Raw genomic sequence first — 12517 nt, 5'->3', positions numbered from 1 at the left:
ATGACGAGGCAGCCATGAAGGTAACGAAAGAGCAGAGTACGCTGAACAAGGAAAAAATCCTCGTTGCAGCTTCCAAGCTGTACCGCGAACACGGTATCGACGGTATCGGCATCGGTGAGCTTTCCAAGTCCGTAGGGCTGACGCATGGAGGCTTTTACCGGCAGTTCCCAGAGGGCAAGGAACAGCTGGTGTCTGAGGCAATCGCGCGCACGTTTGATGAGTACTGCGCTCACTGGTCAACTAAACGCTCAGCCAAGTCCATCGTGAAGGGTTACCTCAGCAGTGAACACCTGCAGAACAAGCAGGACGGCTGCCCGATGCCGACCCTTGCGGCCGACGTCGCGAGAGCTGGTGGCGCAGTTAGCGAGACCTACACGGATGGGCTGCGGCGTATGCTGACCGTCATCAGCGAAAAGAAAGATGGCGACTCGGACCATACATCTGAGGAGAAAGCCATGCAGATGATGGCGTCGATGGCTGGGGCGCTGATGATCGCCCGGGCTTCGAGCGATCAGGCACTCGCAAAAAAATTCATGTCTTCAGTCATCAAGCTCTGGAATGACGACACGACGACAGCGTAGAACCTTCAGGGTAGAAACAACTCTCGTCTGACATGAACCTCAGCTCACGCCCAAAGCTACAGAACTCGGCGGTTGAAGTGCCAGTCAGGCTCCTCATCCGCCAAGCACCGCCAAGTCATTTATTTAGAGGCTTTCTCAATCAGATCTGCAACCGCTTTCGGGTTAGAAATCATGACCACATGGGACCCGCCCTTAACCACTACGGTCTGTTTGGAGTGAGCCCGCTCAGCCATAAATGCGAGTGCTTGAGGGGGAATGTTCTTGTCCTTATCGCCATATACGAACCAGGAAGGAATGTCCTTCCAGGCCGGATCGGTCGCCGCCTCGTTCAATGCCGCGACGGTGACTGGGCGCTGCGCAGCAGCCATCAAACGGGCTTGAGCATCTGGTACATCCGCTGCGAACTGGTCGTGAAACTTGTCCTGCTGGATGTAGAGATCCTTACCGCCATCCGCCAGCTCAACAGGAGCTGCCAATGCCGAAGCCAAGGTGCCTCCAGGGAATCGGCCGGACAGCTCTGCGGCCGTCTCCCCTTTCTCAGGTGCAAAGGCAGCTACATAAACCAGGCCTTTGACATTGGCGGCGCCTTTGGCAGCCTCACTGATCACTGGACCACCGTATGAATGCCCGACGAGCACCACTGGGGTCTTGATGCTTTTCACGATGCCGGCGACGTACTGGGCATCGGTGGCGACGCTGCGCAATGGGTTTGCAGCAGAGACCACGGTGTAGCCATCTTTCTGCAGCACTTTCACCACGCCATTCCAGCTTGATGAGTCGGCAAACGCGCCGTGCACGAGAACCACCGTTGGTTTGACGTCTGCAGCACTTGCAAACGCGGAGGAAGAGACGACAGCGGCAAATGCGAGTCCAGCAAGAATTTTTTTCATGGGAAATCCGGTCAGTTGAAGGTCATGGGCCGTATGAATCAAACGTACAAATACGTTGCGAACGATTAGATCGTGCACCAGCTAAATTATCATGTCAATCGCTTGCGGATTAATCGCGTGCGTAATAATTTAGTGAAATCACCTTTCAGGACTCTCGAGATGTCTAGCAAGCCGTCTGACGACACCGAGCACTTCGCCCCGCTGAGCGAGTTTTTGTGCTTCTCCATCTATTCAGCTGGCCATGCACTGACCCAATTTTATCGACCACTCCTCGATAAACTCGGGCTGACGTACCCTCAGTACCTGCTTATGGTTGCCCTGTGGGCCAAGGATGATCAGATCATCAAAGATCTGGGCAATACGTTGATGCTGGAGTCCAGCACCCTTACTCCGCTCATCAAACGGCTCGAAGCTGCAGGGCTGGTATCCAGAAGCCGCGATTTAATCGACGAACGCCAAGTACGCGTACGGTTGACGCCGCAAGGACAAGCGTTAAAGACGCCCGCGCTAGAAGTACCTAACTGCATCCAGGACGCGGTCGGACTGCCGGTCGAGGATGTGATGAAGCTCCAGGCGGCCGTAACCGATCTACGCGATCGCCTCTTGAAAAAGCGATAGCTCTATCACCCGGCATAACCTGGCCCCAGGCATGTCGCCTGCCCGGTGAACGGCGCATTTACGAGGAGCATTGGGTCAATAGCTTGCCAGCAACGCCCAGCACTTCATCCGCCAGTTCGTTACCTTGAGCCATGCGCGATACAGTCAGAGCTCCCATCATCGCGCACATGGTCAGCAAGCTGCGCTCACGCCTCGAGGTTTCATCCTGGTCGACGAGCTGTTGAGACAGCAGGTCCACCATTCGCTCAAATCCCTCTACAGCGACCCCTCGGGTACTTTCATCAGCCCGAGCCAATTCACTGCCCACCCCCGCATAAGGGCACCCAGCATCACCATCCCGATGCTGCTGGGAAAGGTATCCCCTCACCAGCGCATCGAAGCCTTCTTCCTCGGCAACGTCAGGTAGCAGTCCCTGCAAATTGTCGATGATGTTGTCCACTGAGGCTTCGGTCGACTCGGCGACAAGCTGTGCCTTTGAGGAAAAGTGTTTGTAGAACCCTCCCTGGGTCAGTCCTGCTGCTGCCATCAGTCCCGTGAGGCCACTTCCATCAATCCCCAATCGCTGAAACTCAACGGCCGCAGACTCGACAATTCTTCGCCGCGTGGCGGCAGCCTCCTCTTTGGTTTTGCGCATTTCACCCACCCGTGAAAAAAAGATTGACTTAGATGGTGATCACCTTCTAATAATATTGCAAGCATCATATAACCACCTACCCTGCGCAAGCAGATTTTTTGAGGACAGACTCATGACCCAACCAACGATTCTGGTGACGGGCGCTACTGGATTCACAGGCAAGCGAACCGTTGAAATACTGCGCGAACAAGGCGTACCTGTTCGAGCACTCGTTCGTACCGATGACCAACGTGCGACAGAACTGCGCAACCTGGGTGCCGAGGTGGTCATTGGCGACCTTCTGGATCTGAACGCGGTGCGCAGTGCGCTTGAGGGGATCGACTCAGCCTACTTCATCTACCCCATCGCACCCGGTCTCATCGACGCGACGGCGCGCTTCGCCTTGGCTGCGACGGAGGCCAATGTCACCTCCGTTGTGAACATGTCGCAGATTTCCGCCCGCCGCGTAGCCAAGAGCGATGCAGCGCTGGATCACTACACTGCCGAGCGCGTCTTTGACTGGTCAGGATTGGGTGTTACCCATTTGCGGCCCACGTACTTCTCCCAATGGCTGATCTATCCGCACTGGCGTAAGCACATCGTCGAAGATGGTGAGATTCGCTTGCCGTTTGGTGACGGGCGTCACGCCCCCATTGCGGCAGAAGACCAGGCGCGTCTAATCGCCGCGATCCTGCAGAACCCTTACGCGCACCATGGCAAAACCTACACGCTTAACGGCCCTGTAGAGCTTTCTCAACAAGGTGTTGCAGACGCTGTAGGAGAAGTGCTGGGGCGCAGCATCAAGTACATCCCGATCACGTTGGATCAGTATCAGCAGGAGATGACCGACGCTGGCCTGCCACCCTTTGTGATTCAACATCTGATCGAGGTTGCCAAGGATTACCAGCACGGTGTTTTCGAAGGCGAGGATTCGATCATCAAAGAAGTGACCGGGCAGGCACCCATGACGGTTCAGGAGTTCGTCACTCTGCACCATGAGCTGTACAAAGCCTGAGCGAGCGTCTCAGGCGCCCCGAAGTGAGCAGGGTGGTTGCTCAGCGAAACGGGACCGTTGACGATGGGACATCTAATGTCCCATCGCTTTACGAAGCTCGCCGTTCTCAACCACTGCGCTGAAGGCACGAGTGGTGCGTGAAACCAATTCCTCCGACGTACCCAGGCTGTACGCCATGTAGATTCCCTTTTCCATGTCGTGAAGTGGATAGGCGACCTCGAGTTGGTCGAAGGCAATATGCTTTTGCTGACAAAAAGACTTGGCGTCTCTTTCGGGCATCGGAATTAACTGCACCTGGTGAAGGGTGAACAGCCGAAAATTCTCATCATTGTCGGCGGACACGATCAGCTTCTTGAAGCCCTGAGATTGAAGGTAATGCTCTCTGGAGTCATCCCTGACGACCCCGATGGTATAAGCCTTCGCAGTGTCCAGATTCGTTACCTGGATGCCTGGCTGATTACGAAACTTGTAGAGGAAGATGGAGACAGTCGCCAATTCTCCAACCCAGTGAAACAGCGCCTCACGCTCAGGCGTTCGAACCATCGGGTAAATAAGGACGTTAGGTTTCTGCGTTGCGATGCTGTAGGCCCTGGCCCAAGGATAGAGCGCCAGGTGGTAATCATCGATCCCAGCTTGTCTTAGCGTCTCCTCAACAACTTGGGTCGCCGGGCCCGCTACTTTTCCATGCTCTACGTAGGTGTAGGATGAGTCCTCCGTGACGACTTCGATAGGATCAGCTCCTGCTGAACCCAACCAGATCAAACCGAGCACGAGGAACAGAGCTTTCATCCATAGACCTCATCAAAAGCTGACTTGATTACGCCCCTGATTTTTTGCGCGGTAAAGGGCATCGTCCGCTTGTTTAAGCAATTGGTCGAAATCTGTGGTGGTAAGTTGGTTAAGGCTCGCGACGCCAATGCTTAGTGTGACAACGTCCGAGATCGGTGAAGCCGGATGAGGCACGCCTCGTTCCTTGAGCTTTTCGCGAATCCTGTTTGCCAGCAGTTGGGCCTCATCAATGCCGGTCCCAGGCAACAAAATTGCAAACTCTTCACCGCCGTAGCGTGCGGCCAGATCTGTCTTGCGATTTACAACGGTCTGTACAACTCGTGATACAACCTTCAGGCACTCATCGCCCTTAGCGTGCCCCTGGGTGTCGTTGTAGAGCTTGAAGAAATCAACATCACACATCAGCACCGAGAGAGGCGACCTTCGCTCTTTCGCGAGGTTGAATTCGAGTATCTTCATCTCTTCGAACTGTCGTCTATTCGCCAGCCCTGTCAGGGGATCTTTGCGACTGAGTTCCTCCAATCGACGATTGAGCTCCTCCAGCTCGGACGTTCTCTCTTTAACCAGATCCGCCAAGTGCGCATGGCTGTCAGCCATTGCCTGCTCATCGGCGCGCTGTCGAACGAGGTAGGCGGCAAGCTTATCCTGCAGATCGTTTACGCCAATTTTAAGCAACGTGAGCTCATCCTCGACCGATGCGGGACGGTCCAGTACCAGCTTGTGGTCCAAGGTGTTCGCTGAAATCCGCCCGAGATGAATGGCAATTTTGCGAACGTGGGTCGTCACAGAGCGGTTAAAGATCGCCATGATCAAAATCGCCAAAGCGAGTGACTGCAACATCTGAGTAAGAATGATGCTGAGTATTTCCTGCCATAAGCGCGCCCATAACACCTGTTCATTCCCTTCGATCGTCAGATCCCCGACCGTCTCGGATGCACCTTCATACGGCGAAACCACCAAATCCCGGGTCAGGCTCGGCACGAGTTCCGACTCAACGAAATTAGGGGAGCGATGTTCCAATTCCGTAGGCGCTTGTCCTGGTTTCAATATTCTCAATCGCACACGACCCAGAGACGATGCCAACGCAACGCTGTCGAGTTGGGTCGCTATGGATTTGTTATCCATTTCCCAGACTGCCTTTGCCAGCGATCCTTGAAAAACCTGGTCGATCAATTGCAACTCCATCTGCATATTTCGGAAGTTGCTGTTCCAGGCAAACCACGTCCGCACGGCTACCGCCCCTCCTGTAAATAGTCCGCAGAAGACGAGGGTAATGACCACAATGCGCTGCCCTAACGTGCGCCTGACCTTTGGCAATGAATCACTCGTCTCATAGGTCATTCTGGAGCTAGCAAACATCAGGCACCGCCTGACACGCCCTGCGTGTATGAGAACGCAGTGCAGCAACGTGACTCATATTCAAATCCTTTTAATCCGTCAGAAAACAAGCCGAATGCGCCACGGTTGCCACGCCAGAAGATGGCCCGTCACGCAGTGCTACTTGGCGACGACTCAGTCCCAGGGGTCAGAGTCTGTAACTCTTGCGAAGACCGCTCCCACCTCCCCTACGTCGTATCCGCTCCACAAGTTGTCTGGCTTGGCCTGTAAATCCAGCAGTACATGGCTGCCACTTCTCGCCTGATCAAAAGCCTCAGCAATCTGCCAAAGCGGGAACACCTTCGTGGACGGAATCCGCCTCCGACCACCCGCAATCAAGCCCGCCTTCCAGCGAAGCGCACGTACAGACGCTTTGAGAATCAGTTCTTGAGTGGCCTGGGGCCCGATCGCTAAACGCCGCCTTAACAGCAGGGCCATGTGCAAGGGATCAGCAGCGTGAGGGAGTCGATACAATTCATCAGCCTGCACGAGCAGACGTTGACGCCATGTCGAAACACCACTGGGGGCAAGCACACGGTCTCCCACTCGTACGTTCTGTACCTGGTGGCCGACCGCGAGCACCCTACCGACTCCGTCCCGGCCCATCAGAGAGGGGAAGCGCTGTGGTGAGGACGATCTTTGCTTGGAGGTCAAATACTCCAAACGCACAGGCGCAAACTCCATCGCAATTAGAGCCTGGCCGGCCGCTGGCAAGGGCGGCTCGGGGATATCTGCAGGTGCAAAAGCGCCTGCACCAGGAGCGCAAAAAGCGTAACTAAGGACAGCCCGCATGATTGGTGCACCTTAGGAGAACTCTCAAACCCCAACCAGCCATTCAGGCTTTTCGGAGCGACCTTTCCAATTTATTGAAGGCGATCACAATGATTGTGTCAAGGCCGAAATACCCTGCTGGTTCGTGGGCGATCAAGCTGATGCGACCCAGTGATGCTGGATAAAACTCTCTGGCGAAACTCCAGCAGTTTGGGAATGTGGGGATATCGGAAATAAAAAAAGGCGGCCTGATTAGCGCCGCCCAAGGGATGAAATGTTAGTCATGTCTAGCAGGGTTGAGAAGTGCTCTTCGCGCCCTAGTGCAATGGATCAACCCGCCTGGAGATCCAGTAAAACTTTCCCTCCACGTTCCGCATGTGCAACCGCTTCCTTGATCGCTGACATCGGGTAGACCGCTGCAACAGGTGCGTGCAACTGGCCATCTGCGAGAAGTTGCGCGGCTCCCTTTAGAGCGTCTGGAATGAGCGCATCGTATTGCGGGTGGCTTTGGAAGAATCCACGCACCGTAATGCGCTTGAAGATCGTGTCCATCACATTGACCGGAACGGTGAACTCTCCGCTCATTAGAGCGTAGGTCACCAGCGTCGCGCCTGGAGATAGATAGTGGATCAGGCTCGCTCCAGCGATCCCACTGATACCGTCGATGGCCAGCCGAACATTTCCGTTACCCACCAACTCAGCAGCCTTTTCGGCAGAGCCCGGCTCGTCGAGCAACACTACGTCAGCTCCGCTGGCTTTCAGCTCTTCCAGCAGCTCAGGACGGCGTACCAGGTTGACGGTTTTCAATCCCCGGGATTTGGCTATGGCGATAACTGCACGACCGACACCCGAGTTTGCCGCGTTTTGAATGACCCAGTCGCCAGGCTGAAGGTCTACAAATTGGCTCAACAACAACGCAGCGGTGGGTGGATTGATCCTCAGCATCGCAAGCTGCTGTGGATCGACATTATCAGGCAACGCAAACAGACCTTTCGCTGGGATGATCAGACGCTCTGCCCAAGTCGATCCATAAAGCGGGGGAAGGACACGATCGCCTACACGGACATTTGTGACACCCGAGCCGATGGCGAGGACCTTTGCTACTCCTTCATTTCCTGCTACTGCCGGGAGTTGAGGCTTGAAGGCAAACAGCCCTTTTACGACGAGCAGGTCGTTGCCGTTGATGGGAGCGAACTCCATCCCAACCAACACCTCCCCCTCCTCTGGTGCATTTGGCTCGGGCAAATCGACTAGCTCGAGAGTCTGCGTAGGCTCACCAAACGCAAAATTCAAAATCGCACGCATATGGGACTTTCCTGAAATCGGGTGGGTGATTGTTACTGAGAAATGAGGAAGTCATGACCCGCAAGCGGACCACCTGCCTGCTGCATGCGCCCGCCAATCTTGAGCCCGCCAAGATCGATGGTTTTGAAGCCCATTGCGGTGATGAAGTCAGCGATCAACTGTTTGGCCTCGGTGTCGTCACCCGAAACAAACAGCACTCGGCGAGCATTTTCGCGCTCGGCGCCGGCGTTGAAATTTGTCATCACGATGTTGTTAAAAGCTTTGACGACCCGTGCTCCAGGTGCGAGCGCCGCTACGATCTCACTTGCACTCTGGTCGCCCAGATCAGCCAACACCAACTTCGGGATGGTTTCCAAGAACGGGTTGGTTGCGTCGATCAGGATCCGGCCATTCCAATCAGGCAGCCCTTTCAAAACGGCTTCAATCGTTTTCCAAGGTGTGGCCAGCAATACCACTGGCGCGGAAGCCGCTTCCACCACCGTAACCGCCGAGGCTTTCGGGCCTAATGTACGAAGCGCATCCGCCAACTTTTCAGGACCACTGTGATTGCTCAACAACACCTCGTGCCCCAGCTCAACTGCATGTCGAGCGACCGACAGTGCTACTTCACCTGCGCCCAGCATTCCGATTTTCATGATTACGATCCTGTGTTAAGTGCGGAAGGAAAAGAAGGCAGTGCCACGTTTGCGTTCGATAACATGGCTCAACGCAGCGGTTAGCTCGGATGGGGAATACTCCCCACCCAGCTCGAAGAGCTCAGGGTTCGAGTTCGCCAGACGCAGAGCAGCTGCAATATCAGCCTTGCGGTCTTCTGCTGATTCGTTGAACCAATAGGCGATCGACAATCCCTTTAGTACCAGTGCTCGCGGCACGAACCAGCGAATGTCGGTGGTCTCGCCGCCCAGCGTTCCGAAGTTGATTACCGTGCCTTGGGGCTCAAGGAGCGTCGCAACCTCCGCCAGCAGAGGGCCGCCTACGCCATCTACCGCGACATGAATTTTTCGATCGCCGGCGTGCTGTTTCACGAGGGATTGCCAGTTCGGATCGTCCGTAGAAATCACCGGTGAGCCAGGCAGCACGTCGCTCAATACCTGAGCGCTCTGGGCGCTGCGAACCAAGCGAATTGGGGTGACTCCTGCGTCTATCAGCATTTTGCTGAGGAGCTTGCTTACCGCCGAGCCGGCGCCGGTTTGCAGCACCACAACATCTGTCATCTGATCCTTGGGCAGCGAGTTATGGCCGGCGCGCATAAGCATCCGTGCCGTGATGGTGTTGACCAACATCTGGGCGGCAACTTGATCGGGGATTGCGTCAGGCACCACCACTGTGGCGGTGGCTGGCAGGACGATGGTTTCGCTCCAGCCACCGCTGGTAGGGAAGAAAGCGACGCGTGTGCCCACAGCGAGCCCCAGATCTGAATCGACATCTGCGCCGATGGCGTCAATGACCCCTACGCCTTCCACACCAGGACCGCGACCCTGTTCACTGATAGGAGTAGTCGATCCCGCCGCGGGTGATCCGGCGACTCCTAGCAGGTCGCCTTGATGGATTGGGCTGAGCACTACTCGTACCCTTACCGAACCCGCCGGCACCTGTTCAGGTTGCGGTGAATTCTCGACCTCCAATACAGACAAGGGGGCGCCGTAATGGCGGTGTAGGATGCGCTTCATCTGAACGACTCCATATCTCTGGCAATGTCTAAATATTTTTGGAGTGACCACTCCGATATGAGATACTAGGTTCGGAAAAATACTTTCGTCAAGGAATATTGGAGCGATGGACACAAAAACATCCGAGGTGAAAAAGCGCAGTCGTGGACGCCCCTCGACGTTCGACCGGGATACGGCCGTACATCAGGCAATGAAGCTTTTCTGGGAGTCTGGTTACGAAGGGACGTCGTTCGACATGCTCATTGCCGCCATGGGAATCAGCCCGTCGAGTTTCTACAACTCCTTCGGGAGCAAAGAGCAGCTCTATGCGGAAGCCACTGATGCCTATCTCAAGGCATCAAGTGAGTGGTTCATCGGGATATTGAGCGCCAAAACCGATACCCGAACCTCGTTTCATCGCCTGCTGCGAGCCACGGCCACTGAATTCACACGTGACGACCTGCCTACGGGGTGCATGATTTCGCTGGCTTGCGTGCATGTGCCGCCGGCGCTGCATTCCGTGAGGGACATGATGGCTGAGCATCGCGCAGCATCAGGCGCTGCCATGGAGGCCAGGATTCAGAGGGGGGTAGATGAAGGTGATCTGGCACCGCAGACAGACGTGAAGGCCTTCGCTGATTACTTCAACGCGCTGTCACGCGGGTTGGCGGTTCGAGCAAGAGACGGCGCAACACCCGAACAACTCTTGGCAATTGCCGATATCGCCGTGTCGGTTTTTCCAGGCAGAGCTGAGGTCATCTCAAAATAAGGGGATGCAGGTCCTGTGTGGCAGTCCCTGCAGTCCCCTATGGAGCCCCACCGGGCAAAGGGTCAAAGCTCGGTTGCATCTAAGATCAGGTATGGAATGGCACCCAAAACATCTTCACCTCGACATTCAACATGCCAGATTTCACGGTCGGATCATCTGTGCCAATCTTGATCGCCTCATCAAGATCTGCCGCTTTGAAAATCGTCATTCCGCCGTCAGCCAATACGCCATTAAGTCCGCCAGCTTTCTCCATGAACGGGCCGCTGAGCACGGTCAATCCCTTCTCCTGCATCTGGAGCATGTAGCCCACATGATCCATGAACTCAGGCTGTTCGTTGTACTTCACTCCCTGGACCCATTTCGGGCCAGGCGTTTGGAAAGCAACAAAATAGTGAGGGCCGTTTTCGTCAATCATGATTGATGCTCCAGTGGGATGGTGCTTCAGTGAGTGTCAGCTATCCCTAGCAGAACCTTGCCGCCGCGCTGGGTATGCGCAACTGCTTCCTTGATTGAAGACATGGGATAAATTGCAGCGACTGGCACGTGTAGCTTTCCAGTGCGAATCAGCTCGATGGACTCGCGAAGGATTTCAGGGATTTTGGGGAGAAACTCTTTCCGGGCTTGGTAAAAGTTGTGCAGGGTGATGCTTTTACGCATCAACGGACGAAGGTCACCCGGAGCGGACATGTCCCCACTCATCTGAGCGTAGTTCACCAAGGTGCCGCCGGTGGAGAGAGCACTGATCAACCTCGCCGTGGCGTTGCCACTGATACCGTCGAGAGCCAGCAAGACACGTCCATCCCCAACCAGGCCAGCTACCTTTTCGGTGGCATCGCCTTCATCCACCAACACCAGATCACCACCAGCGGCTTCAACCTCAGCAACCTGTTCCTGGCGCCTCACGAAATTGACGGTCTTGAATCCGCGCCCTTTTGCAATGGCGATGACCGCGCGCCCCACCCCTGAGTTGGCGCAGTTTTGTACCACCCAGTCACCAGGTTTGAGATCAGCAAATTCACTGAGTAACAGCGCAGCGGTAGGTGGGTTGATCCGAAGCATTGACAGTTGCTGAGGATCAGCATCTTTTGGCAACGGAACGAGGTCTTTGGCTGGAATCACCATGCGCTCGCGCCAAGTAAAACTGTAAAGCGGCGGCGTGACTCGATCACCCTCCTTCACATTCTCCACCCCAGAACCCACCTGCAGGACCACCCCTACTCCTTCATTGCCGCCCACACTCGGGAGCTCCGGATGTACCGGGAATTTCCCCCCAATCAGCAGGAGGTCGTTGTGATTGACCGGAGCAAACTCCACGCTGATCAGCACCTCTCCCGGCCCCGGAGGTGGCGGTTCGGCTATGTCCACGACTTCAAGGCCCTCGAGCGGGTTGCCGTAGGCGGTGATCTGAATCGCTTTCATGAGGAGTTTTCCTGAATGTGATTGATTGTCTGATGAGTCGGCCTATCATAGTGATCGCTTGCAATACCACAATAATAGCGATCCCTATTATTGATGGAGCTTACTGCAAAACAAGGAGACAGCGTGAAGGTTTCAAAAGAGCAGAACACCCAAAATCGGAATGCACTGATCGATGCTGCTTCCAAGCTATTTCAAGCCCAGGGTTTCGCTGCTACCGGTGTTGCCCAAATCAGCGAGGAAGCGGGCCTGACTCAGGGCGCGTTCTACGCTCATTTCAAATCGAAAACCCTGCTGATCCAGGCTGCCTGCCAGAAAGCGTTCTCCACCTGCCATGGCGCTTGGACCGCGATGAAGGGAACCCAAGCAAACGATCTCCAAACCATCATCGACTCTTACGTCACCCCGGTGCATGTGGATGATCCAGCGGAAGGCTGCCCTATGGCGGCGTATGCGTCTGAAATCAAAAGTCAGGATGAGCCCGTCAAGGACACATTCACCGAGGGCCTACAAAACATGGTCGGTATCCTCAACGAATTATTAGCCAAAGACTTCAGCGACGAGGCTGCCAGGCGCAACGCTTTGTTTTTCATGAGCAGCATGGTGGGTTCCGTTGCACTCGCTCGTGCGACCAAATCCACGGATCCAGCGCTCGCTGCAGAGATCATCACGGCAACTCGGGAAAGCCTCTTGGCCGTAGCAAACGCTGGAGCTTCCTGAGGCA

15 protein-coding genes are annotated in these 12517 nt (G+C 55.3%); 5 read left to right on the top strand and 10 right to left on the bottom strand.

All coding sequences use genetic code 11. The features are described from left to right. Positions 1-14 precede the first annotated feature (14 nt). Positions 15-581, top strand: a complete 567-nt coding sequence (locus ACIPO9_RS17475) for a TetR/AcrR family transcriptional regulator (RefSeq protein ID WP_400782378.1) — start codon at positions 15-17, stop codon at positions 579-581. A 119-nt stretch (positions 582-700) separates the two neighbouring features. Here ACIPO9_RS17475 and ACIPO9_RS17470 read toward each other — a convergent pair whose 3' ends face one another. Continuing rightward, positions 701-1471 carry an alpha/beta fold hydrolase gene (locus ACIPO9_RS17470; protein WP_400782375.1) on the bottom strand — a complete coding sequence of 257 codons (771 nt, stop codon included), beginning with the start codon at positions 1469-1471 and terminating at the stop codon, positions 701-703. Positions 1472-1630: 159 nt separating this feature from the next. On the opposite strand from ACIPO9_RS17470, the gene ACIPO9_RS17465 reads away from it, so the two are divergent. Continuing rightward, positions 1631-2089 carry a MarR family winged helix-turn-helix transcriptional regulator gene (locus ACIPO9_RS17465; RefSeq protein ID WP_400782372.1) on the top strand — a complete coding sequence of 153 codons (459 nt, stop codon included), beginning with the start codon at positions 1631-1633 and terminating at the stop codon, positions 2087-2089. A gap of 58 nt (positions 2090-2147) precedes the next feature. Here ACIPO9_RS17465 and ACIPO9_RS17460 read toward each other — a convergent pair whose 3' ends face one another. Beyond that, the gene (locus tag ACIPO9_RS17460; protein ID WP_400782370.1) at positions 2148-2723 is read right to left on the bottom strand and encodes a TetR/AcrR family transcriptional regulator; all 576 of its coding nucleotides are present in this window, start codon (positions 2721-2723) and stop codon (positions 2148-2150) included. A 112-nt stretch (positions 2724-2835) separates the two neighbouring features. Here ACIPO9_RS17460 and ACIPO9_RS17455 point away from each other — a divergent pair, with 112 nt between their 5' ends. Further along, complete coding sequence (locus ACIPO9_RS17455) at positions 2836-3717, top strand: NmrA family NAD(P)-binding protein (protein ID WP_400782368.1); 882 nt, start codon at positions 2836-2838, stop codon at positions 3715-3717. A gap of 72 nt (positions 3718-3789) precedes the next feature. Here ACIPO9_RS17455 and ACIPO9_RS17450 read toward each other — a convergent pair whose 3' ends face one another. The 6 genes from ACIPO9_RS17450 to ACIPO9_RS17425 form a co-directional block, all read right to left on the bottom strand. Beyond that, positions 3790-4506 (bottom strand): substrate-binding periplasmic protein, encoded by a 717-nt coding sequence (locus ACIPO9_RS17450; RefSeq protein ID WP_400782366.1) that lies wholly within the window; start codon positions 4504-4506, stop codon positions 3790-3792. 12 nt (positions 4507-4518) lie between these two features. Then, entirely contained in the window at positions 4519-5865 is a 1347-nt protein-coding gene (locus ACIPO9_RS17445) for a GGDEF domain-containing protein (RefSeq protein WP_400782364.1), read from the bottom strand. 153 nt (positions 5866-6018) lie between these two features. Continuing rightward, positions 6019-6675, bottom strand: a complete 657-nt coding sequence (locus ACIPO9_RS17440; protein WP_400782362.1) for an alcohol dehydrogenase catalytic domain-containing protein — start codon at positions 6673-6675, stop codon at positions 6019-6021. 309 nt (positions 6676-6984) lie between these two features. Then, the gene (locus ACIPO9_RS17435; protein WP_400782360.1) at positions 6985-7959 is read right to left on the bottom strand and encodes a zinc-dependent alcohol dehydrogenase family protein; all 975 of its coding nucleotides are present in this window, start codon (positions 7957-7959) and stop codon (positions 6985-6987) included. A gap of 32 nt (positions 7960-7991) precedes the next feature. Further along, positions 7992-8594, bottom strand: a complete 603-nt coding sequence (locus ACIPO9_RS17430; protein WP_400782357.1) for an NADPH-dependent F420 reductase — start codon at positions 8592-8594, stop codon at positions 7992-7994. 15 nt (positions 8595-8609) lie between these two features. Further along, complete coding sequence (locus tag ACIPO9_RS17425; protein WP_400782355.1) at positions 8610-9629, bottom strand: hypothetical protein; 1020 nt, start codon at positions 9627-9629, stop codon at positions 8610-8612. A 106-nt stretch (positions 9630-9735) separates the two neighbouring features. Between ACIPO9_RS17425 and ACIPO9_RS17420 the strand changes: the two genes are divergently transcribed. Beyond that, entirely contained in the window at positions 9736-10377 is a 642-nt protein-coding gene (locus ACIPO9_RS17420) for a TetR/AcrR family transcriptional regulator (RefSeq protein WP_400782352.1), read from the top strand. 85 nt (positions 10378-10462) lie between these two features. Here ACIPO9_RS17420 and ACIPO9_RS17415 read toward each other — a convergent pair whose 3' ends face one another. Beyond that, on the bottom strand, positions 10463-10792 hold the full coding sequence (locus ACIPO9_RS17415; protein ID WP_400782350.1) for a YciI family protein: 330 nt from the start codon (positions 10790-10792) through the stop codon (positions 10463-10465). A gap of 26 nt (positions 10793-10818) precedes the next feature. Beyond that, positions 10819-11796, bottom strand: a complete 978-nt coding sequence (locus tag ACIPO9_RS17410) for a zinc-dependent alcohol dehydrogenase family protein (RefSeq protein ID WP_400782348.1) — start codon at positions 11794-11796, stop codon at positions 10819-10821. A 123-nt stretch (positions 11797-11919) separates the two neighbouring features. Between ACIPO9_RS17410 and ACIPO9_RS17405 the strand changes: the two genes are divergently transcribed. After that, positions 11920-12513 carry a TetR/AcrR family transcriptional regulator gene (locus ACIPO9_RS17405; protein WP_400782346.1) on the top strand — a complete coding sequence of 198 codons (594 nt, stop codon included), beginning with the start codon at positions 11920-11922 and terminating at the stop codon, positions 12511-12513. Positions 12514-12517 lie beyond the last annotated feature (4 nt).

It is taken from the genome of Pseudomonas sp. NPDC090203, from assembly GCF_044746765.1.
GTDB classification, from domain to species: domain Bacteria; phylum Pseudomonadota; class Gammaproteobacteria; order Pseudomonadales; family Pseudomonadaceae; genus Aquipseudomonas; species Aquipseudomonas putida_AD.
This window is presented reverse-complemented; position numbering and strand designations above follow the sequence as displayed.